This window comes from Thermoflavifilum thermophilum (genome assembly GCF_900116565.1).
Classification (GTDB): Bacteria; Bacteroidota; Bacteroidia; order Chitinophagales; family Chitinophagaceae; genus Thermoflavifilum; species Thermoflavifilum thermophilum.
In genome coordinates this window covers 140,629-163,932 of record NZ_FPCJ01000001.1, presented here as the reverse complement: position 1 = coordinate 163,932, position 23,304 = coordinate 140,629, and the positions used below count along the sequence as shown (strand labels likewise).

The 23,304-nt window shown below is 44.6% G+C and carries 15 protein-coding genes; 7 read left to right on the top strand and 8 right to left on the bottom strand.

Annotated features, from left to right (window positions below):
* Position 1: 1 nt before the first annotated feature.
* Genes BM367_RS00625 through murB form a run of 4 tightly spaced genes read right to left on the bottom strand, consistent with a single transcriptional unit; the run spans position 2 to position 3,726 of the window.
* A complete protein-coding gene (locus BM367_RS00625) occupies positions 2-1,003 on the bottom strand; it encodes a glycosyl transferase (protein ID WP_092456270.1) in 1,002 nt (333 codons plus the stop codon).
* Between the two features lie 13 nt (positions 1,004-1,016).
* Positions 1,017-1,967 (bottom strand): FkbM family methyltransferase, encoded by a 951-nt coding sequence (locus BM367_RS00620; protein WP_092456267.1) that lies wholly within the window; start codon positions 1,965-1,967, stop codon positions 1,017-1,019.
* Positions 1,964-2,665: a methionine biosynthesis protein MetW gene (locus BM367_RS00615; RefSeq protein WP_092456264.1), complete on the bottom strand. Its 702-nt coding sequence runs from the start codon at positions 2,663-2,665 to the stop codon at positions 1,964-1,966. The genes BM367_RS00620 and BM367_RS00615 overlap by 4 nt, the downstream gene beginning before the upstream one ends.
* Positions 2,666-2,685: 20 nt before the next feature.
* Positions 2,686-3,726: a UDP-N-acetylmuramate dehydrogenase gene (gene murB / locus BM367_RS00610; protein WP_245759858.1), complete on the bottom strand. Its 1,041-nt coding sequence runs from the start codon at positions 3,724-3,726 to the stop codon at positions 2,686-2,688.
* A 129-nt stretch (positions 3,727-3,855) separates the two neighbouring features.
* Between murB and BM367_RS00605 the strand changes: the two genes are divergently transcribed.
* The gene (locus tag BM367_RS00605; RefSeq protein ID WP_092456258.1) at positions 3,856-5,412 is read left to right on the top strand and encodes an alpha-N-arabinofuranosidase; all 1,557 of its coding nucleotides are present in this window, start codon (positions 3,856-3,858) and stop codon (positions 5,410-5,412) included.
* Between the two features lie 213 nt (positions 5,413-5,625).
* A complete protein-coding gene (locus tag BM367_RS00600; protein WP_092456255.1) occupies positions 5,626-6,816 on the top strand; it encodes a pyridoxal phosphate-dependent aminotransferase in 1,191 nt (396 codons plus the stop codon).
* A gap of 121 nt (positions 6,817-6,937) precedes the next feature.
* Here BM367_RS00600 and BM367_RS00595 read toward each other — a convergent pair whose 3' ends face one another.
* The 4 genes from BM367_RS00595 to BM367_RS00580 all read right to left on the bottom strand — a co-directional run bounded on the left by BM367_RS00595 (position 6,938) and on the right by BM367_RS00580 (position 12,683).
* Complete coding sequence (locus tag BM367_RS00595; RefSeq protein ID WP_092456252.1) at positions 6,938-9,493, bottom strand: YfhO family protein; 2,556 nt, start codon at positions 9,491-9,493, stop codon at positions 6,938-6,940.
* A gap of 120 nt (positions 9,494-9,613) precedes the next feature.
* Positions 9,614-10,816, bottom strand: coding sequence for an NAD(P)-dependent oxidoreductase (locus tag BM367_RS00590; protein WP_092456249.1), 1,203 nt, complete (start codon positions 10,814-10,816; stop codon positions 9,614-9,616).
* 47 nt (positions 10,817-10,863) lie between these two features.
* Positions 10,864-11,610: an SDR family NAD(P)-dependent oxidoreductase gene (locus BM367_RS00585; RefSeq protein WP_092456246.1), complete on the bottom strand. Its 747-nt coding sequence runs from the start codon at positions 11,608-11,610 to the stop codon at positions 10,864-10,866.
* 35 nt (positions 11,611-11,645) lie between these two features.
* Positions 11,646-12,683 (bottom strand): LacI family DNA-binding transcriptional regulator, encoded by a 1,038-nt coding sequence (locus BM367_RS00580; RefSeq protein ID WP_092456243.1) that lies wholly within the window; start codon positions 12,681-12,683, stop codon positions 11,646-11,648.
* A 221-nt stretch (positions 12,684-12,904) separates the two neighbouring features.
* Here BM367_RS00580 and BM367_RS00575 point away from each other — a divergent pair, with 221 nt between their 5' ends.
* The 5 genes from BM367_RS00575 to BM367_RS00555 all read left to right on the top strand — a co-directional run bounded on the left by BM367_RS00575 (position 12,905) and on the right by BM367_RS00555 (position 23,300).
* Positions 12,905-15,097 (top strand): glycoside hydrolase family 3 C-terminal domain-containing protein, encoded by a 2,193-nt coding sequence (locus BM367_RS00575; RefSeq protein WP_222842542.1) that lies wholly within the window; start codon positions 12,905-12,907, stop codon positions 15,095-15,097.
* A 149-nt stretch (positions 15,098-15,246) separates the two neighbouring features.
* A complete protein-coding gene (locus tag BM367_RS00570) occupies positions 15,247-18,417 on the top strand; it encodes a SusC/RagA family TonB-linked outer membrane protein (RefSeq protein WP_092456240.1) in 3,171 nt (1,056 codons plus the stop codon).
* Positions 18,418-18,437: 20 nt separating this feature from the next.
* Positions 18,438-20,309, top strand: coding sequence for a RagB/SusD family nutrient uptake outer membrane protein (locus BM367_RS00565; protein ID WP_177224047.1), 1,872 nt, complete (start codon positions 18,438-18,440; stop codon positions 20,307-20,309).
* A 35-nt stretch (positions 20,310-20,344) separates the two neighbouring features.
* On the top strand, positions 20,345-21,997 hold the full coding sequence (locus BM367_RS00560) for an endo-1,4-beta-xylanase (protein ID WP_177224046.1): 1,653 nt from the start codon (positions 20,345-20,347) through the stop codon (positions 21,995-21,997).
* A 172-nt stretch (positions 21,998-22,169) separates the two neighbouring features.
* A complete protein-coding gene (locus BM367_RS00555) occupies positions 22,170-23,300 on the top strand; it encodes an endo-1,4-beta-xylanase (protein WP_092456231.1) in 1,131 nt (376 codons plus the stop codon).
* The last annotated feature ends 4 nt before the right edge of the window (positions 23,301-23,304 follow it).

The window sequence follows — 23,304 nt, the reverse complement described above, 5'->3', positions numbered from 1 at the left end:
GCTATTCACATTTTTGTGTAAATTTTTGCAATGGATAAACGTGATATGTTCCTTTTATTCTTCGATAAATTTCCACTATTAAGTGCTTGATTCCACTTGGCGGTGGGGTGGGGCCATTGGGATCAAAGCCTATATTTCTTTTCAATAAATTTTGTTTCATATTTTCTAACTTACAAATGTATGGCAGATATATTAATTGCAAAACTTGTTTGCTAAGCTTTCGCCTGCCTAATTCAATGCTTCCGTTGGAATAATATCTAAGATAGTGAAAATGATAAAAAATGGGTTTAAAAACTTGCCCCGTACGATAATTCCGACAAATAAACTTGCTGTTTTGAGGTATTACCTCATATTGCTGAATATTCCATGCAGCAAGTCCTCCACCCGGATGCTGCAGTACCCATACTTTTTCAAAGCGTTCAGGCCAGTCATCCAGGTATTTCTGATCGCCAAACTTACCATCTTCCAGCCGGGCGTAACACCATTCCAAACAGCGTTCCCGCCACCATTTCAGGGCTTTCATTCCATACTCATCCCGTCTGAAAGTGATAAACTGTACACAATATTTACCAGCTTTTGCAGATTTTTCATATTGGGGAGAATATCGATGTTCGGTAATTAGTATGGAATGTTCGCCCATCTCATCCAGAAGTATGGATGGATCTTGATAGAAATACAGATCTGCATCAATATAAGTGCAATGTGGCAAATGAAATTGTTCCAGACAATAGAGAATGGTTGACGACGTGCATGTCCAGCAATATTCTGCTCTACTACGAGTGGGTTTTACGCGCAGCAGCTCTTCATCTTCAAATTCCGATAGTGAAATTAAGGTAACTTTTTCTAAGTTCAGTGATTTCAATACCTGGAAGGAACGATCATCAAAACTAAATATATAAAGGTGAAAATCTTTGCAGCATGCTTTTAATGATTCATACATCACGAGGCCCCTGGTTAGGTAATTGCTATCGAAAAGTGTGCAAAAGTACAGCCTATTGTTCATTGGAATCTGATTATTATTTATGTAAGAATTTATTCCATACTGATTCCATAAATTTGAGCCTGAGAATGGTATTTTTGATTTTTAGAACAGAAAGATATTCAAATTCATTTAAGATATCATCTTTAAATTCTTTTTTTGCTTTTCTGGCTAATTCTAACGCGAACCCGTATTCATGGTTTAACATTGCGATCACAATGCCAAGTATGTAGTCTCTTGTATTTTCTAAAGCATCCGTTTCAAAAGTATTGAGGTAAAGCATTTCGCCCCATCCGGCAATTTTTTTGTGAGAGGCTTCTATCAGTTTTCTAAGAAATGAGATATGCGTAATTTCCTGTAAATATTCATGCGGGATCCTAATTGGACCTTTTACATTCAGCTCACTCAGAAAGAAATGTTTTTTCTCCATGAATGATAATACTTCATGTAGTTTATCTTCCCCTTCATATGCATCCATAATTCCGGGTTCAAATTCGGCTGCAATTACTTTTTCTATGATTTCTTCTCCCGATGACTTAAAAATTTGTAGATCCATCCCTTGTGAGTCTGACTTGAACCAGTCAATATAGGAAATATTCAGTTCACTTAATATTGATTTTATGCTTCTCATTTCATATTTTACCTCATGTTCAACGATAAATTTTTCTGAGAATGAATAAGGTTTTAGCTTTTCTATGCTTGGTTTTAAGAAGCTTGAACAATAAGGAGAACGGGTCAGATAAAAAGTACGCTCTGGCCGGTCTTGATTTCCTACTCCACATCGCAATGTGTGCAACTGTTTATAGTGTTTTTGTTCTCGCTTAAAATAGTTATAGTCCCTTGCGTCCGGATCAAATGTCAGGCAAATACTGTATGGAGCAATTTTTTTCCATCGAGAGTGGATACTCCCAGAAGCACCAATATCAATCAGAACCGGTGGTTTATCCTGAAACTCTTTTCTTTTTAATGCTTTATGAATTATTTTCATTTTTCTATCTTTTCTAAGAAGAATATGGGAACCACACAAAATAAGTTTGGAAAGAGTTGAATAATTTTGTTTTTTAATTTTTTACCCGTCTCATCTACATCTATTTTGATTATTTTGAGTCCGCCGATTGTTTGTATAAGTTCAATCATATCCTTTATTGATAACTGATGAATATGCCCCGTGTTATACCAGCTATAACCAAACAGCATTTTTTTTGGCATCCTGCCTTTTATAATCATTTCTATTCTGTTCTTGTAGAAAGCAAAATTGGGAAAGGAGATGATTTGATACTTTGCTATACGTTTCATTTCTGTCAGGAGTACTTCCGGATAACGTACCATCTGTATGGTTACATTGCATATTGCATAGTCAAATGCATTCTCTTGAAACGGTAGCCGTTCATCGATATAACCTTGCTCCACCTGTAATCCTTTTTCTTTACAAATGGTCACACCCGATTCACTTAGTTCTATACCATAGGCCTTAACTTCTTTTTCTTTTATTAACCTTTGCAGCAGCGAACCGTTACCGCATCCCAAATCAATTACCCTGGATTTGGCTTGTATCATACTGACGATTCTGGAGTATTCCGGTCTTTCTTCTACCGGAAAGGCTAAATAATTGTAGTTTCTGTTATCGTTTATTTCAGGATGATCAATAGCCACGGTGTGTGTTATATTTTTGTTTACATTTACCATGGTCTAAACGACTTTTACCTTCACCATACATTCACTTCTCTTTCCAGCATGATGCCAAAACGTTCATATACACTTTGCCGGATGCGTTCAGAAAGCTGGAGGATTTGCTGGCCGGTAGCTTTTCCATAGTTGACCAGTACCAGGGCTTGATGTGAATGCACGCCGGCATCGCCTTCGCGATAGCCTTTCCAGCCACATTGCTCAATGAGCCAGGCTGCGGGGATCTTCACCGTGTGTGCATCCACCGGGAAAGAGGGCAAATCCGGAAATCTTGTTTTGAGTTCTCCATACTGAGCGACCAGAATTTGTGGGTTTTTGAAAAAACTTCCGGCATTGCCAATTTTGGCGGGGTCGGGTAATTTGCGTGTGCGAATGCGAATCACGGCATCGCAAATGATTCTCAGGCTTAAGTCTTTTACCCCCATCCGATGAAGTTCCTCACGTAAAGCCGCGTAATCCGTATGAAAATGGGGATGCTTGCTCAGGCGGAAGACCACCCACACAATCATTAGTTTACCCCGATAAGTTTGTTTAAAAATGCTGTCGCGATAACCAAATGCGCAATCCGCATTTGAGAAATGCAATAATTCATGCGTTTCCAGATGCCAGGCCACTACTTCATCGACGACTTCTTTTACTTCCACGCCATAGGCTCCGATATTTTGCACCGGAGCAGCACCTACGCTGCCGGGTATCAAGGCCAGATTTTCAACTCCTGCGTAGTGATTGCCCACACAAAACATCACAAACCGATGCCAGTTTTCACCCCCACCCACTTTCAGCCATACCTCATCGGCTGTTTCCCGGATCACGGCTATTCCTTTGATTTCATTTTTCAGCACCAATCCATCCACATCGCGCGTGAAAAGTATATTGCTGCCTTCCCCCAAAACCAGCAAGGGCATGGATTTCCACATATCGGCAATCAGCAGTTCTTCCAGCTCCTCCACCTGCCGGATAGGAGCAAAATAACGCGCACAGGCTTCTACACCGAAAGTATTGTGTTTTTTAAGAGAATAACGTTCTTCCAGCGGCATACATACAGGTTGTGGCTTTTCCATCTGCAAAATAATTACAAAAACCCGCAGTTGCTGCCGAAAATTTTTAAACGTATTTGTAACACTTAAAATAATTTTCTACTTTTACGCCCAACGAAAATTCCTTATTGCCACACTCTAAATGCTGAAGACATGATTAAACATTTTTCATTGCTTAGCTTCATGCTGCTGGCTTTGGGCCTGCATATTCAGGCTCAGCCCCAGGCCACGGTTCTGGTAAACGATGCCCAGGCGCATCAAACCATTAGCCGTTACATTTATGGTATGTTTTCCGAACATCTGGGCCGGGATATTTACGATGGGATCTGGGTGGGGAAAAATTCGTCTATTCCCAATAAAGATGGCATCCGGCTGGATGTCGTGGAAGCACTCCGCCGCATCCATGTGCCGGTGATGCGCTGGCCGGGCGGCTGTTTTGCCGATGAATATCACTGGAAAGACGGCGTGGGCGATCCTGCACAGAGGCCGAAAACCATCAATACCAACTGGGGTGGGGTAACCGAAACCAATGCCTTTGGCACACACGAGTTCATGGAATTTTGCAGGTTGGTGGGCTGTGACCCCTACATTGCCGGCAATGTGGGCAGTGGCACCGTGCAGGAAATGTCGGAATGGGTGGAATACCTGAATTCCAATCAGGAAAGCAGCATCACCGAATGGCGCAAACGCAATGGGCAGGATTCGGCCTGGAAAGTGCCATTCTGGGGCGTGGGCAACGAAAGCTGGGGTTGTGGGGGTAACATGACGCCGGAATATTATGCCGATTTGTATCGGCGTTATGCATCGTTTTGCAAAAATTATCCGGGTGCTCCGCTGAAAAAAATTGCCAGTGGCCCAAACGGGCATGACCTGCACTGGATGGAAGTGTTGTTGCAAGACATTCCGCACTGGATGATGTGGGGCATTTCCCTGCATTATTATACCGTGCCAACGGGCAATTGGAGCCATAAAGGGTCGGCTACCGATTTTGGGGAAGATCAGTATTTCAGCACCTTGAAACGGGGATTGTACATGGATCAGATACTAAACGACCAGGAAGCCCTGATGAATCGGTATGATCCGCAAAAACGACTGGCACTGGTAGTGGATGAATGGGGCGTTTGGACCGACGTGGAACCCGGTACCAATCCGGCATTTCTGTATCAGCAAAACAGCTTGCGCGATGCATTGCTGGCAGCTTCCACGCTGAATATTTTCAATCAGCACTGCGATCGGGTGCGCATGGCCAACCTGGCGCAAACAGTGAATGTCCTGCAATCTGTGATTCTTACCCACGGGCCACAGATGGTGCTGACGCCTACGTATTGGGTGTTTGATCTGTACAAGGTGCATCAGGATGCCCGGCTGGTGCCGCTGCAGCTGCAAACGCCTGATTATGTGTTTGGAGATGATTCGCTACCGGCTATCAATGCATCTGCATCTATTGATAGCACAGGGGCTATGCATATTTCGCTGGTGAACATTGATCCGCATCAGGCTATCACCGTGAAACTGGAGTTTCCCGGATCGGCCAGCTGGAAATTTTCAGGCGGACAACTGCTGACTTCCGCACATGTCAATGATTGCAATACATTCGAACATCCCGATCTGATTCACCCCACAAGCTTCAGTGGTGTGCGGCAATCGGGCAACGTGTGGACAGTACAAATGCCGGCAAAATCGGTGGTGGTGCTCACCTTGAAAAAATGAGCTCTACTGGCTGAAGGAAGGCTGATCACTCTTCCCATGATTCCTGGCCATCAACGGTCAGTAAGTATTTAGCAGCCTCGGGCTGGAAGAGGCCTAAGGGTTGTCCTGGGGCATTTGCATTCATGTCTCATCTGTTACCAATTTATCAACGCTTTTGCTGCATTTATCCCTAACTTTGCGCCTGATTTTTTAAACATTTTCAATGAATTGTCCATGCAACTTGCATCACGTCTAAACCGCATTGCAGAATCGCAAACCATTCGGATGGCCAAACTGGGCCGGGAATTAAAAGCGCAGGGCATTGATGTGATTGACCTGAGCATTGGTGAACCTGATTTTGACACACCGGTACACATCAAGGAAGCCGCCAAAAAAGCACTGGATGAAGGTTATACCCATTATCCGCCGGTGCCGGGCTATCCAGAACTGCGTAAAGCCATTGCCGAAAAATTAAAATTGGAAAACAACTGGGAAGTAACTCCGGAGCAAATCGTGGTGTCAAACGGAGCCAAGCAAGCCATTGCCAATATCATGCTGAGTCTGCTGGATCCCGGTGATGAAGTCATCATTCCCACGCCTTATTGGGTATCGTATGCCGATATCACCAAACTGGCCGAAGGCACGCCAGTATTTGTGCGTTGTGGATTTGAGCAACAATATAAGCTAAAGCCCGAACAGCTGCAACAAGCCATTACACCACGCACAAAGGCCATCATATATTCGTCGCCCAGCAATCCCACAGGTGCGCTCTACAGCAAAGAAGAGCTCGCAGCCCTTGCGGAAGTACTTCGCCGCCATCCGCAGGTGTTTATCATCTCCGATGAGATTTATGAATACATCAATTATGTGGGCCAGCATCAAAGCATCACCCAATTTCAGGATCTTTTGCCCCGCATTATTGTCATCAATGGATTCAGCAAAGGTTTTGCCATGACGGGGTGGCGATTGGGCTATTCCGTTTCACCCTTGCCCATTGCCAAAGCATGTGATACCATTCAGGGACAGTTTACATCTGGTGCCAATGCCTTTGCCCAGCGTGGCGCTCTTTATGCTCTGCAAAGCAGCCGCGAAGCCTGCAAGGAAATGGTACAGGCATTCAGGGAGAGAAGGGATTTTATGGTGAAAGCTTTGCAACAAATACCGGGTTTGCGTTTTCATGTGCCAGAAGGAGCTTTTTATCTGTTTCCTGAAGTGAAATCTTATTTTGGGAAAACCGATGGTAAGCATCACATCGGCAATGCCGATGACTTAGCCATGTATTTGCTTCACAAAGCCCATGTTTCTACCGTAACGGGCACTGCATTTGGAGAGCCTGACTGCATTCGGCTTTCCTATGCCAATTCTCTGGAGAAATTATCCATTGCCATGGAACGCATCCGGGAAGCCCTGCAACAATTGCACTGATTGACTCATTACTGAGTACAATAGAAAACACACATAGAAACAGCATCTGCTTGTGATCATGCAGATGCTGTTTTGTTTGGGGTCATTTGATTATTTCATCCGGATCATTCATGTTGCATGATCAGGACTGTTGTGCACTTCGGGATGATTTTTTCCATTCCCATGCAACAGCTGCAACCACGATTAAAATCAAGAAAAGTGATGCCCAGAATGAAATGCGCTGACCCAGGAAATAAGTATTCGGGTGAAAACGGAATACAATTTCGTGCGTGCCTGCTGGTATGTACAAGCCGCGCAACAGGTAATTAACGCGTACGATGGGCATTTCCTGGCCATCTACATAAGCTTTCCAGCCGGCGGGATAGTAGATATCCGAGAACACGGCAAAACCATTGTGGTTGTTTTGTGCCTTGTAGTGCAACTCATTGAGGCCATACTGTGTGAGCTGAATATGGGCACTGCTATCGGTTACAAATTGCACGGCAGGCAATAACGGGCGATAGCGTTTATCAATAATCACAGTGGAGGCAGGATCAAAATTATTAAGGCTTATCATTTCTGAATCAGCATTGGCGGCCCATTGCACCTGGCTGATGAACCAGGCATTGCCCAGCGCATGGGAATTTTTTACGGGTGTAGCCTGGGGATTCAGAATGAAATAACGGGTGTTCAGCATATTCAATACAGGCGATTGGCTAAAGGCATTCAATATCGTACTGTCTGACTGGGCAGCTGTTTGCAAAATGCTGTACAGACGGGTAATAGCGGGCATCAGCTGGTAATCAATGAGATCCTGATATCGCCACAATTTGGCCGGACTATAACCGCCAATGGATTTTACGAAATAGGAAGTCAATGCATCGTTGAAAATATTGTTTAATCCCACGCTTAAATTGAGTACCCGGAAATAGGGATCCGGATCCTGTTGGATATGTTGAATGGCAGGTGAAGGCTGAAAGATTTGTTGAAGCGAAAGTTCATCTGTAAAATTCTGATCATTCAGGTATCTTTTATCCACGGCCCACAGATCAATGAGAATGGATAATCCGGCGATGATGAAAAACAGATGGGGCTTGATTTTATGCTGAATCCACAACCAGATAAGCACGGCCATGATAGCTATCCAGATAAAACTGCGGAGGGCGTCGTGATGCAGGAGCGAAGCCCGGTCATCGCGCAGGGCATTCACAATCGTTTGCCCGAGCTGTGAATTGCCAATGGCTTGCATCAGCTGATCATCATTGGGGGAAGTATAATTCACCAGTATTCCGCTTCCCACTATCAGTAACAACACACCCATGATGATGGCAGTGTATTTCCATACACGAAGCAAATCAGCTTTCTTCCATTTGCTATGGATGAGTTCCTGCAACGTCCAGGCTGCCATCCACACGAAGGTGAGCTGCGGAATTACCATGGCCATAGAAGGTGAGCGGAATTTGTTGTATAAAGGCAGGTGATAAAACAAAAAATCATTGATAAAAGCCAGATGCTTGCCCCAGCTGAGGATAATGCCAATGGCTGTGGCTGCAATCAGCCACCATTTGTGCGGACTTTTGATGAGAAAACAACCCAGCAGAAACAAAAAGCAAATGATGGCACCGAAATACACGGGTGAGGTAAAAGGCTGAGGTCCCCAGTAGGCATATTGTAGGATTTGGGTAGCCACGTTGCCCGCCTGTTGTCCGGCTATGCCCTGCTGGTTGAGGGTTTGATAAACATGCGAATCTTCCACCTGTGAGGACGTAACAGGTCCGCCGTACACATTGGGAATTAAAATAGAAAACGTTTCTAATTTACCCAGGCTCCATTGAAAAGCATAATCAATATTTAATCCGCCTTTGCCTACTTCTTCATTTTTCTTCGCCAGTGTAAGTTCACTCTGGCTATCGCGGATGGAATACTTGGCATATTCACGCGTGATAAGCAGATTGTCGGCTGCGGGCAATAAAGCCAATATAGCTGCAAGGATTAAAATCAATGTAGCAATTAGAAATTGTTTGAACTGATGTTGTCGCAACCGGATAATCAGAAAACCCACCACCATGCAGGCCCCCAGAATGGCTGCATAGTACATGATTTGCAGATGATTGTTGTACACCATCATCGCTGCCATCAATGCGGTAACCACTCCGCCGATAATCCATTTGCCACGATACAATAACCACATGCCTGCCAGCACCAGCGGCATATAGGCCATGCTCATCATTTTGGTGATATGTCCTGCGCCGATGATGATGACGTTGTAAGATGAAAAACCAAAAGCCACCGCTCCGATCAAGCAAATGATGTAATCGAATCCCAGCACGCTGAGCAGCACATACATGCCCAGCATAGCCAGAAACAACATATTCACCGGTGATGGAAGATTCAAGGTAAATACACGGTTGCCGTATTGCAGCAAATTGGCCGTAGGACCTGTAAAAATCAGATAGCTGGGCATGCCGCAAAACATGCTGTTGGTCCATAACGGATGTTGCCCGGTTTGTGCATAATAATCTTTGGCTTCCTTGCTCATGCCCTCCACCTGCACCATATCCGATTGCTGCAGCACTTCGCCCTGCAAGACGGGACTACAGTAAGCAAATCCAAGTATGATGAAAATGACAATCGCAATCAGATGGGGATATACTTTTCGCCAGAGATGAGGACTGGGTCTGCCGGTTGTGTGTTGCATGAGATAAAATTGTATCGGCCAAATATAGAAGGAATTTCGAAAACAATGATTGGCAAATGAAGCATCAAAAGCAATGATGTTTTCTTGCCACAGCAGTGTTTCAAAAACAGCACCTGCCTGTCAGGAACCGTAAGCGTAATCTTCCAGATAGCTGAAGCGGGGTGTGAGTTTGCCGTTCAGCAAAATAGTAGCTTTTTCCAGGATTACACTTTTTTCCTGCAGCAATTCCGGAATCACGTATTTAATCAGCTGTTCTCCAAAATAGCGGGAAGCATCGCGTGGCAATTCATCCGGCAGGTTGCCTACGCACATCATATCAACTGTATGAGGCAGATAGGGTGGTAATTTTTGCCGGGTGCACCGATCCACACCGTACACCGGATCTTCAATCGTGCTGTCGCCCAGGTTGCAGGGAATCGATCCCTCTCTGTCGTTGGTAATATCGGCAATTACGCGAATGCGGAAATGCGGATTGCAGAGGTCATCCCAGGTAAACAAAGGTGCCATACCCTGCTCCCAGTAAATGCCATTCATCAGGATATCAGCAGCTGTGGTAAAAGGCAGGAATTTGCATTCATATTCTTTGGGATGGGCATGAAAATGTTCGCGCGAATAGCTGCGTTCAGTTTTGTGCAGATACAGATCGCCTGCCTTGAGCTGGGTATATACCGGGTATTGGTATTCGTTGATCAGAAATTCTTCGGGTGTAATGTCTTTGATGCCCAGCAATCCCATTACTTCGAGGATTCCGGCAGCCACGCGTCCTGAGCCGGTGATGGCAATTTTCAGCGGAGGTAGTTTTACTCCGTAATAACTTTCGGTGAGTTCCTGCAGGTCATGGCAGCTATAAGCCCTGCGGAAATCAAACAGGCCCGTTTTTTTGCCATAGGCCATCAATCCGTTATGGGCGCCCACCACGCCGGCAAAAAAGCCAAAGCCCAGCATACGCTGCCCGTCGTTGTGTACCAGGCATTCGTAATCAATCAGCGTGATGTGCTTTTTCACGCAAGCCTGCATCAGCGGCTTGTTGTGGGGTTGTTTTTTCTTGGTATGGGAAAAAAAGAAATAGGTTTTTTCCGGAAGAAGCTGCTGCGGGGGCACTTCCTTGATGCCCATCAGGATTTGGCAGTTGCTCAGATCTTCCTGCAGCGGTATGCCGGCCTGCTGATATTCTTCGTCGCTGTAGCAGCGGATAGCCGAAGGTTGCACCACGATCTGTATTTGTGGGTGGTGCTGCATGATCCAGCGGCATTGGGAGGGTGTGAGGGCCACCCGATGATCGGCGGGTTGCTTGCCTTCGCGGATGAGTCCGATTTTCAGCATTTCGCAAAGATAAGCCTGACGGGGCAATCCGCATCAGCAGAAGAAGGTTAGAAACCGATTGCATTGCCGCCATCTACCCGGAGAATTTCGCCCGTGATGTAACGCGCGGCGGGGGAAGAGAGGAAAAAAGCCGCTTCAGCCACATCGCTGGGGCAGCCCAGTTTACCCATAGGGGTACGAGCCAGTACTCTTTCCTTGCGTTCGGGATCATTATCCAGCGCTCCGGATGACATATCGGTTTCAATGAATCCGGGGGCAATGCAATTCACGCGAATGCCATGCGGAGAGAGTTCAACGGCCATGGCGCGGGTCATACCCTCGATGCCGGCCTTGGCTGCCGTATAGGCCATCACCTGCGGTATGCCATACTGGGCTGCCATGGAACTGATATGCAAAATATGTCCTTGTTTGCGTGTTAACATATGCCGGGCTACTTCGCGACTCAATACAAAAGGAGCAATCAAATTGGTTTGGATGACCTGAATGAACTCGGCAGTTCCGATATCTAACATGGGTTTTTTTAAATGAATGCCGGCATTGTTGATGAGTACATCAATGTGCCCATGATCAGCTAAAATCGATTTCACCAGTTCCGGGATCTCGTCAAAACGATTGAGATCGAAAGCATAGGTAAATACCTGCGAACCTAACTCTTTTCTGGCCTTTTCCAACCGTTGGGAATTTCTACCAATAATGATGGTGACATAACCACCGTCAGCAAACCGACGGGCCATAGCCAGCCCCAATCCAGAGGCTCCTCCTGTAATCATGGCAACTGCTTGTTCCGAATGCATATTTCTGAATGATTTTTTTGATTGGATTTTTCTGATTAACGTTGAGGGTTTCGAAGGGAAGATTGTCGGACGATCAGCTCGGAGTGAATAATGATGGTATGGGTATGCGTAAGAGGCACGGTTCCCTGCAGATGATTGATCAGATGACGAGCCACCAGTTCACCCATTTCCTGACCGGGATAATGAACCGTAGTCAACGGCGGTTCCACTACACGACTTACCAGATCATCATTAAACCCTACAATGGCTATATCATCTGGCACCCGGATACCCTTTTCTTTCAAAGCCTGCATACAAATAGCTGCAAAGGTATCATTTGCCACAAACAATCCATCGGGCAGGGGGTGCATGTTGGCAATCTGCCGGCCTGTTTCCCATGCACTCTTTTCATCAAGCATACTGACAATGACATCGGTTTCATGAAAAGGAAGCCCATAGGCTTTCAATGCTTCTTGATAGCCTTTGAGCCGGTCGGCATATACATTCCGCGTGAGGTTGCCGGTGATATGCAGAATATGGCGGCAGCCTTGCTGGATCAAATGCTCTGTGGCCTGATATCCGGCCTTTTCATTATCAATAATAATGTGGGTAGAAGAGGGCAAACTTTGTTCTACCCGGTCGAAAAAAATGACCGGAATTCCTTTTTTGAAAAAAGGATTGAAATGACTCAGGTCCTGCGTGTCGAAGGCCAGCGAAACGATCAGCCCATCCACCCGGCTTTTGAACATGGTATTGGCATTGGCCACTTCTTTCTGGGCCGATTCCAGCGACTGAGAAATAATCAGGTTATATCCTGCTTCATTGGCTACCTTTTCAATACCCGCCAGTACGGAAGAAACGAAGTGGCTGTTTAATTTGGGCACGATTACACCTAAAGTATTGGTGTGTTGCCTGCGCAGGTTGCTGGCAAACGTATTGGAACGATAGCCCAATGCCTGAGCTACTTCCAGAATCTTCTGGCGCGTTTTTTTACTGACTGCCGGATGGTTGTTCAGTCCCCGGCTCACGGTAGCAGGTGAAATATGGAGTTGCCTGGCTATATCATAAATCGTTACCTCTCTGGTATCTTTCACGGAAACTGTTTTACAGGTTAAGCTGAAAAATCGGTCGTACCATCACAGATTAATGAAATCGTTTTTCCCTTTGCGGCACTAAATTAAAAATTTATTTTTGGAAAAAAATTATGAAATCGGTTTCAAAATTTGAAAAATGTTTCTACATTTACAGGAGAAATACAAGAGGGTGGAGGTTGGGTCTAGACAGGTATAAGTAAATTGCCCGAAAAATACATTGTATGGTTAAGAATCCTTATTTCCGCACTACCTGGATTACGTGGATGTTTTGTCTGGGCATCTATGTCTCTGCTTCAGCACAGGACACGCTTGCATTTTTGAATCCCTCTCTTCCTTTAGATCAGCGGATATCGGATTTGTTGCATCGGATGACGTTGGAGGAGAAAGTATCCCAAATGCAGAATGCCAGTCCGGCCATTCCCCGATTGCATATTCCAGCTTACAACTGGTGGAGTGAAGCCCTGCACGGAGTAGCCCGTTCGGGAGTGGCCACCATATTTCCGGAGCCTATAGGTTTGGCAGCAACGTTTGATGACAGCCTGGAGTATGAAATAGCCACTGCCATTTCCGATGAAGCCCGGGCCATGTTCAATGCGGCAGCCGCTAAAGGCAAGCATGAGCAATACGGTGGATTGACGTTCTGGACGCCGAACATCAATATCTTTCGTGATCCGCGCTGGGGACGTGGACAGGAGACCTATGGGGAAGATCCGTATCTGACCAGCCGAATGGCCACAGCATTTATCCGGGGCATGCAGGGCCATGATGCACGTTATCTGAAGACCGCAGCCTGTGCCAAACATTATGTGGTGCACAGCGGCCCCGAAGGATTGAGGCATCAGTTCGATGCACAGGCAAGCCTGCATGACCTGTATGATACTTATCTGCCAGCCTTTCATGCAGCCGTAAAAGCGGGTGTGGAAGCGGTAATGTGTGCCTACAACAGCACCAATGGCCAGCCCTGCTGTGCCAATACCTATCTGCTGGATACGGTTTTGCGGAAGAACTGGGGCTTCCGGGGACATATCGTATCCGATTGTGGGGCTATTGGCGATATTTATGCTGGGCATCATTATGTAAACAGCGAAGCGGCAGCAGCGGCTATTGCCGTGAAGCGGGGAGTAAATCTGGATTGTGGCAATGAATATGCCTTACTACCCGAAGCTATCAGGCAGGGATTGCTTACCGAAGCCGATATTGACTCGGCCCTGGTGCCTTTGTTGCGCACGAGGTTTAAGTTGGGTTTATTTGATCCGCCTGCTTATAATCCTTACAATGCCATTTCACCCGCAGTGATCAACAGCACAGCACATCGGCAGCTGGCCCGCCGGGCGGCAGAAGAGTCGATCGTATTGCTAAAAAACAATGGGGTATTGCCGTTGCGCAACGATTTGCCGAAATATTTCATCACCGGCCCTAACGCTACCAATCTGGACGTGCTGATAGGTAACTATTATGGTGTGAACCCGCACATGGTAACCATCCTGGAAGGCATTGCGGGTGCTATTGCTCCGGGCAGTCAGTTGCAGTACAAGCCCGGTTGCCTGCTGGCCTGGCCCAATGCAAATCCGATCGACTGGACAACCGGCGAAGCGCGCAGCGCAGATGTGACTTTTGTGGTAATGGGGCTGTCGGGCTTGCTGGAAGGTGAAGAGGGCGATGCCATAGCATCAGTTGATAGAGGTGATAGAGCCACATACGACCTGCCGGCTAATCAAATTGATTTTTTACGGAAGCTTCGGGCCAATAATTCCAAGCCCATTGTAGCGATCATCACGGGTGGCAGTCCTGTTAATCTCGCTCCTGTAGATAGCCTGGCTGATGCCGTGCTGATGGTCTGGTATCCCGGCGAAGAAGGCGGAAATGCTGTCGCAGGCGTGATTTTTGGTAAAACTTCGCCTGCAGGGAAATTACCTATCACCTTTCCCAAGTCTTACAGCCAGCTTCCTCCATTTGAAGATTACAGCATGCAGGGACGTACCTATCGCTATATGACGGCAGAACCTTTGTACCCGTTTGGATATGGATTGACATATGGAAAATTTGAGTTTGCACACGGCCGGTTGCAACAGCAGGATAGTGTGTTGCATATCAGCGTGGAAGTAAGCAACAGGGGCTCACGCGCAGCAGCTGATGTGATACAGCTCTATGTAACCCCACCACAGGGTAAAAAAGACTTTCCGATACCTCGTTATATGCTAAGAGGCTTTCGCAGGATTCAACTACAGTCCGGGCAAACTGAACTGGTGAATTTTGATTTACCCTTGCAAGCATTGCAGGTAGTTGATACGCAAGGCAGGAAAGTTTGGCTCAAGGGGATATATGAAATCAATATTGGTGAATCCTTGCCGGATGCGCGCAGCCAGCAGTTGGGCATGGCCAGACCAGTAAGCATTACCTATGAGTTAAAATAAAAAAACTATGGTAGATCGGATATGGCATGATACCAGTTAATAAAAAAAGCAACGGGAATGCCGCCACACTCCCGTTGGATGAACTTTTGTAACAACGGCCAGCCGGCCGTGCTACAGGTTTTGATTGTTAAACCTTCAATTGTAAAATTATGAAAATTTGGTTTACGAGTAAGGATGTACAGCTTCCACGTACGCCTTATTTCCACTACATGAAATATGTTTACATTACTACGCTTATTCTGACATGCAATATTGTTGTGCCTCATGCAACCTACGCACATGTGTACGCTACCATTACTTATCAATCACAGCAAATTCGTGTAACCGGGCAGGTTGTAGATGAAAATGGCAATCCTCTCGGAGGCGTAAGCATCCGGGTAAGAGGAACCAATGCAGGTGTGATTACGGATAACAATGGACGATTTACGCTCGATGCTCCGGAAGGTGCTGTGCTGGAGGTTTCATTTATTGGATATCAAACACAAACCATTCAACTGGGAAATCAAAATCAGAACCTGCGCATTGAGCTCCATGCAACTGCCAGCCAGCTTGCTCAACTCGTTGTGATTGGATATGGAACGCAAAGGAAATCTGATGTAACCGGAGCTATTGCAACAATCAGCAGTGATGCTTTAACTGTAGCGCCTGCAGCCAATATTCAACAAGCTTTACAAGGCAAAGCAGCCGGTTTACAAGTAGAAACTGTGGGCACTATCCCTGGTTCGGGTGCGCAAATCAGAGTGAGAGGTATCAAATCTATCAGCGGATCAAATAGCCCATTGATTGTTGTTGATGGTATTCCGTATGATGGAAATTTAAATGATATTGATATCAACAATATTGAATCCATCAGTGTATTGAAAGATGCATCAGCAACCGCAATTTATGGTTCACGTGCGTCAAATGGTGTGATCCTGGTCACAACAAGAAAAGGACAAGAAGGGCCTGCACGTATTTCCTATGATGGATATTATGGTATTGGCAAGCCTGAATTTTACTATCCGGTATTCAACGGACAGGAGTATGCAGCGTTACGAAATATTTCACCCTGGACAGGAGGGTTCATGCCCCAGGAACTGCAGATGTTGGCCGCGGGCAAGGAAACCAACTGGCAAAAACTCATTTACCAAACCAGCCATAAAACCAATCACGATCTTACTATCTCGGGTGGTGGAAATGGAACTACTTATGCATACGGAGCCGGATATTATAATGAAACCACTTTAATTCCCGGAGTGAGTTTCACCCGTTATTCTATACATGCTACCGTGAATTCCAAAATCGGTAAAAAGCTACATATTGGATTGAGCTCGCTGAATGCATTGGGTCTCAGAAAAGGGGCTCAATTTGTGGCTGGTGGCGCCATGTATCCCATACTTGCACTCAGCCCTTTAATGCCAGCTTATGATAGCAGCGGAAATATTTTGAGGGAACCTTCCGGGAATACAATCGATAAGGATTTCTATTATAATCCCTTATATCTAAAATACAATCAGAACTGGGTTGACCAGCAGCGAAGGTTGCGTACTTTCAATAGTTTATTTGCACAGTATGATTTTACGCCCTGGTTGAATTATCGGTTTAATTTAGGTTTGAACTATGATCAGGAAGAAGATGATCAATTTCAGGGAGCTGATCAATTGAATAATCCTGATTATTTCCGGCCCGGACAAGGAAATACAGCTTATGTGAATAACTCTTCGGAATATGGATATACCGCAGAAAACTTATTAAATATCAATAAAACTTTCCACCAGCATACCTTCAATTTCACTGGCCTATACAGTATTCAGGAGTATCATAGCCATAATACATCTGTGCAAAAAGATTCTATTACTTCTGATTTTGTACAGTTCTACAATCTGAATCTTTCAAATCCCACACCTTATCCCGTATTAGGAGGTGGTGAGGTTTCCTGGGCATTGATATCATACATGGCAAGATTGAATTATAGCTATGCTGATAAATATTTATTAACAATCACAGAACGGGTTGATGGATCATCACGTTTAGCACCAGGCCATAAGTGGCATGCCTATACGGCAGTTGGATTGGGATGGAATATCATGAACGAATCCTTTATGAAAGATCTGAGATTTATAGATCAATTGAAATTAAGAGCTACATATGGGCAAACATCTAATCAGGCCATCAATCCATATCAATCGCTTGGATTAGTCAGCCAGAGTGGCTACTACAATTTTGGTCCTACTATCGTAAAAGGATACAATGTAGTGACCTTGCCGAATCCTAACCTGAACTGGGAGTACACCAAGCAATTGAATATTGGATTGGATTACAGTTTTCTGAATGGACGAATCAATGGATCATTGGAATATTATCATGAACATACTTACAATATTCTTTATTCTGTGAGTTTACCTGTTACTTCTGGTGTTCCAGGTGCATATACTACCAATATTGGAACCATGCAAAACTGGGGTATGGAATGGAACATCAGCACACAAAATATTCATTCGCCCGGGAATGGATTCAACTGGACCACAGATTTGAATCTGTTTTTCAACCGAAACAAATTATTGTCGCTGGGTTCTGGCTTTACCAGAGATATTGCCAACCAGCTGTTTCCCGGTTATTCCATGACTTCGATTTACGATTACAAAAAGATTGGTATCTGGCAATTGAATCAGGCACATGAAGCCGCACAGTATGGTTCAGTTCCCGGCCAGATTCGTTTGGCTGATTTGAATCATGATGGAGTAATTGATCAGAATAATGATCGGACTATTATTGGTAATCAGGATGCCAAATTGCAAGGTGGCATGACCAACACATTTACTTATAAGGGTTTTGATCTATCCTTCTTTGTATATGCAAGATTTGGAGGATTATTGATTAGCCAGATTCATCAATCGCTTGCTGATTATTTAGTTAATCTGGATGGACGAAGAAATGGGATTAAAGTTGACTACTGGACGCCCACCAATCCCACCAATTGGTTCCCGGAACCTACTACGCAATGGAGTCCAGTTAATAGTGCCTGGACCACGTTGGGTTATTATGATGCTACTTATGTGAAGTTAAAGAGTATCAATCTTGGATATACTTTTAGCCATACTTTCCTCAACCGGTTCAACATTCGTAGTTTGCGATTGTATGTATCGATGGACAACGTTGCCATCTTATTCTCTCCATACTATAAGCAAACCGGGATTGATCCTGCTGGTACTACCTATGGTAATGGAGGTGTATCCAATCCAGGAAATATTCGTACTGCAGGCGATAACAGTGCACTTACTATCAATGCAACTGTTCCGCCCACCCGTTCTTATATGCTGGGTATGAATCTGAATTTTTAATTCTTTAAATGTGTATGACCATGAAATCAAGATATTTCATTCCTGCATGCAGCCTGTTGATGGGCTTGCTCATCCTGTTTTCCGGGTGCAGCAAAAAATTAGAAGAGCATCCACATACGGTGTTTACTGTTGCGTATTTGCAAACACCTGAAGGTATTCAAAATGCCTTGTATTCGCTATATACAGGCTTACAATACCAATTTGGACCAGAAGGTGCTGTGGCTATTGAGACTTACGGAACAGATGAGTTTACAATGGGTGACCAACCACGTATTGGAGCCACTGATCACACATTGGGTGATTATACACTTGATGCAACCAATGGTGCAATTCTTACTCCCTGGAACCGGATTTATCCGAATATCAACATGGCAAATGGGATTATTGAATGGGCGCCAAAAACTGGATTAGATCAAAATACTGTAACTAGCATTATTGCACAGGCGAGGTTCTTACGTGGTTTATATTATTTGCTACTTGTCAAACAATTTGGCGCAGTACCGATTGATTTAGGTTCAGGTCCATTCAAATTCAATCAAAATCCATTCCAGGGATTTAATCGTTTACCACAAGACAGTGTGCTGAGGGCCGATTATCAAGGTATGATTGACGATTTTACATACGCCGCGCAAAATTTGCCTGATCGCAGGCCAGCAAGTGCATTTTATCCCGATAAAGCAGCAGCATATACGAAACTTGCAGAGGTATATTTGTTGCGTGGATTTAATGACTCTCTAAAGCAGCCAAATGATTTTCAAAACGCATTTAATGCTGCCATGACCGTAATTAATGATACAAGTCGGTTTGGCACTTCATTATTACAAGATTTTGGACAAGTAAATGCCCCAGGAAATGATTATAACCCCGAAATTATTTTTGCAGCAGAAAGAGTTCCTGGTAATTATACGGCTGATAATGTTTCCAATCCGTCTGGTATTGGCGGAACCGCTGGTTCAGATGCTTGCAATGATTTTCAGCCAGACTACACCAGTATCCCTTGTAATGGAATTACTGGTAATGGTACTAAATTAGCCAATACACGAAGTATTATTTACGGTAGGCCTATTCGGCGTTTCTGCCCCACAGCTTGGCTCTTCAATACTTTATTTGCCGATAAAGTGAATGACAGTCGTTTTGATAATTCTTTCCGTATGATGTGGTTGGCTACCAATTCCAGTACTACTTCTCCTGGAACGATTGCAGGAGATACGGCTTTTATGTTGGCTAAAAGCATACAAGCCTTTAATGACTCTCTGGCAACAGGCCGTTTTATTGACAACCATGACGGGAGTGCTTATACAGCATATAATAACAGTGTGTCCGGGAAGCCATGGACGTTGATTTCACCGGCTGCTTTTTATGTCATTGGAGGAACACTGAAATATAATATATACCCGGCATTGAAGAAATATGATGATCTTAATAAAACCAATGCCAATTTCCCCAGTACTCGACCTTTCCCCATCATCAAACTTTCTGAAACTTACCTGCTGGCAGCCGAGGCAGCTTATCAGATGGGTGATAAAAACACAGCTGCCAATCTGTTGAATGTGTTGCGCGTGAGGGCAGCTTATCGTCCGGGTTTGTCGCCCGCTGTACTGGCAGCCCGTCAGGCATCTATGATGATTACACCCGCTCAGGTAAATGAAGATTTCATTCTCGATGAACGCGCACGGGAACTCTGTGGAGAGAGCAAGCGCTGGTCTGATCTGGCTCGCCGACATGATGAAAATGGCATGAATGAATTGCTAAAAAGAATCCCTGCTTTTAATCCAGATGGTGCGAATATCAAGCCTTACATGGTGCTAAGACCCATCCCACAATCTCAATTAGATGCATCTTCTGCAATTCCACCCTCTGAAATTAAAAAATATCAAAACCCTGGATGGTAATCATGAATGTATGGTTTTATATAAAACAATTTGCCATGAAAAAGATACCTTTTATCCCGATGATATTTTCACTATTTATGATAGGAGCTTTGTTTCCATCTTGTAAAAAAGATCAGATACATATCTTAAATCTCGGGAATTTTTCAGATACATCAGGCAACCTCAAAGATGCGGCCACAATGGCCGGTATTCATTTTGGGATGGCTGTTGATTACAATGACTTTACAAGTAATGCTACCTATGCGTCTGTTGTGAAAGCAAACTGTGATCAAGTTACTTTCGAAAATGAGATGAAAGGACAATACTTATTACAAAACGATGGGAGTGTAAATTTCACACAGGCTGATGCATTTTTAAATGCAGTATCTAACGCAGGTTTACAAGTATTTGGGCATACTTTAATCTGGTATCAGCAACAAAATGCCACTTATCTCAACAGTATTGTTGGAGGCAGTGGGGGTGGAGTATCTAATTTATTAAGTAACGGTGGATTTGAATCCTGGAATGGCTCCACACCAACAGGCTGGGCTTATTACAATCAACAAAATGGTAATTTCTCTCAAGGAACCGGTGGGGCTAATGTACATGGAGGATCCTATTCTCTTGCAGTAAATGTAACAGCTGGTGCCTCAGATAATTGGAGACTCCAAGTTGCCAGCCCTTCTTTCCCTGTTGTGCAAGGCCATGTATATCTGGTTTCTTTCTGGATTATGTCGCCCGTGGGTGGATCGCAGTATCAGGTGGAAGGCAGATCTCCCAATGGATCTGTATCGTATTCGGGTAATCAACCTACTCCATCTACATGGACGTTGAAAACCTTTTCATTTACAGCTGCAAGCACGGGTAATGGCATGATTACTTTCGATATGGGAGCAAGCCCAAACGGAACCACATATATTGATGACGTTTCTGTAATTGATCAAACCTTAGCTCAGCAAAATGCAACACCAACCGCAATTGCTCATCGACTTGATTCTGTTATGAAGAATTACATTACCGCAGTAGTCGGACATTATGCCGGAAAAGTAGTGGCATGGGATGTAGTGAATGAGTTGTTTGCCGATAATGGACAAATCCGCAACAATACCAATACGCCAAATAGCAATAGCAATCCGTATTTCTTTGTTTGGTCAAACTATCTTGGTGATTCACTTGCTATCAAAGCATTTCAATATGCAAGAGCCGCTGACCCCAAGGCATTATTGTTTATAAATGACTATGGGTTGGAAACAAATACTGCTAAACTCGATTCACTAATTGCATATGTAAATAAGCTGAAAAGTCTGGGAGTTCCTATTGATGGAATTGGAACGCAAATGCATATTTCATGGAATACACCACCAGCTGCAATTGATAACATGTTCCAACAACTTGCATCAACAGGTTTGAAAATTAGAATCTCGGAATTAGATGTAAAAATCAATCCTTATGCTAAACCGAATATTGCAGCCACTCCGCTTGATGAATTTTTTGCGTATCAAGCTGCAGAATATCAATATGTCATACAGTCATATTTAAAAAATGTACCCAAGAACCAGCAATATGGTATTACTGTTTGGGGTGTACATGATGCTGATAGCTGGCTGTATAATAATGGTAATGATTTCCCACTATTATTTGATGTGAACTTTAAGAAAAAACCAGCTTTCTCTGCTGTTTTACAAGCTTTAAAAGGAAATGGACAATGAAAATGCTAAATCGTATTTTTTAATATTATCATTCGGTTATGGGTAAAGGAAAAACTGGTGGATTTCATTGCGAGTGCTTCTATTAAACAATGAACACCACGAGGTGGAAAGGAGTTTTTTAACTCCTTTTTTTCTTCTTTTTGTTTGCGCATAAATAGCTGAATGTACACACATGTGGATTACTAATATTTACAGGAAAGAGATCTTAATTTTATGCTGTTGCCTGGTTTTGTATGCGTTTGGTTCATTTCCACTACCCACACTTAAATCTGCTTCTCCCATCCCCGTGGGCGTGGCCATCGGATACATGCCCATGATACGAGATAGCATGTATCGGCAAATCGTGACCCATCAGTTTGATCAGGTTAGTTTTGAATATGCACTGAAGAATGGAGCTATTGTGAGGCCCGATGGGCAGCTGGATTTTCACCAGGCCGATACATTGGTGCAAATTTGCGCTCATGCAGGTTTGCATATTTATGGACATACCCTTTGCTGGTATCAGAACAATTCGCCTTACATGCAACGCCTGGCGGGCGATTCGGCAGCAATCGAGGCCTTCCTGAAGCAGTATATTTTCACCGTTATGCACAGATATCCGCAAATCCGGGCCTGGGATGTGGTCAATGAAGCGATTGACGATAGCACAGGGCAATTGCGGGTAGATGGGCCCCATCGGCCAGGTTATTTCTATTGGGGAAAATATCTGGGTCCGCATTACGTGGAGCGCGTATTTCAATATGCACACGAAGCCAATCCAAGGGCCGAACTGTTTTACAATGATTATGATCTGGAATCCAACCCCAAAAAATTGCAGGGCGTGCTGGAGCTGATCCATACTTTGCGCATGCATCATATTCCCATTACTGGAATAGGCACGCAAATGCATATCAGCATATCAACGCCCGACAGCGGCGTGGATCGTATGTTTCAGGCCCTGGCTGCTACAGGCCTGCAGGTACGCATATCGGAGCTGGATATTCGGGTCAATCCGCATCATGATCCGCATGCGGTATTGACACCCGAGCTGGAACGCCTGCAGGCACACAAAGCGGCTGATGTGATTCGCTCCTATTTCCGAAATATACCACCGGCTCAGCGGCATGATATCACTTTCTGGAATGTGGGCGACCGCGATAGCTGGATTGTGCGCGCCTTGCATGAAACTGATTGGCCCACGATGTTTGATACGGCTTATCATCCCAAACCTATGTTTGATTCCGTGTATCAGGTATTGCAACGAATGAAAACCCTGCGCGCAGGCAAGCAACATTCACCCGCAGGTTCAGCGGCTTATCCTTAGTTTT

Excerpts from the sequence above, each read along its gene's own strand:
- BM367_RS00565 (WP_177224047.1), top strand. The coding sequence starts at position 18,438 with ATGAAATCAAGATATTTCATTCCTGCATGCAGCCTGTTGATGGGCTTG.
- BM367_RS00585 (WP_092456246.1), bottom strand. The coding sequence starts at position 11,610 with ATGCATTCGGAACAAGCAGTTGCCATGATTACAGGAGGAGCCTCTGGA.
- BM367_RS00600 (WP_092456255.1), top strand. The coding sequence starts at position 5,626 with ATGCAACTTGCATCACGTCTAAACCGCATTGCAGAATCGCAAACCATT.
- BM367_RS00615 (WP_092456264.1), bottom strand. The coding sequence starts at position 2,665 with ATGGTAAATGTAAACAAAAATATAACACACACCGTGGCTATTGATCAT.
- BM367_RS00605 (WP_092456258.1), top strand. The coding sequence starts at position 3,856 with ATGATTAAACATTTTTCATTGCTTAGCTTCATGCTGCTGGCTTTGGGC.
- BM367_RS00575 (WP_222842542.1), top strand. The coding sequence starts at position 12,905 with ATGGTTAAGAATCCTTATTTCCGCACTACCTGGATTACGTGGATGTTT.
- BM367_RS00595 (WP_092456252.1), bottom strand. The coding sequence starts at position 9,493 with ATGCAACACACAACCGGCAGACCCAGTCCTCATCTCTGGCGAAAAGTA.
- BM367_RS00560 (WP_177224046.1), top strand. The coding sequence starts at position 20,345 with ATGAAAAAGATACCTTTTATCCCGATGATATTTTCACTATTTATGATA.
- BM367_RS00590 (WP_092456249.1), bottom strand. The coding sequence starts at position 10,816 with ATGCTGAAAATCGGACTCATCCGCGAAGGCAAGCAACCCGCCGATCAT.
- BM367_RS00620 (WP_092456267.1), bottom strand. The coding sequence starts at position 1,967 with ATGAAAATAATTCATAAAGCATTAAAAAGAAAAGAGTTTCAGGATAAA.
- murB (WP_245759858.1), bottom strand. The coding sequence starts at position 3,726 with ATGGAAAAGCCACAACCTGTATGTATGCCGCTGGAAGAACGTTATTCT.
- BM367_RS00570 (WP_092456240.1), top strand. The coding sequence starts at position 15,247 with ATGAAAATTTGGTTTACGAGTAAGGATGTACAGCTTCCACGTACGCCT.
- BM367_RS00555 (WP_092456231.1), top strand. The coding sequence starts at position 22,170 with ATGTGGATTACTAATATTTACAGGAAAGAGATCTTAATTTTATGCTGT.
- BM367_RS00625 (WP_092456270.1), bottom strand. The coding sequence starts at position 1,003 with ATGAACAATAGGCTGTACTTTTGCACACTTTTCGATAGCAATTACCTA.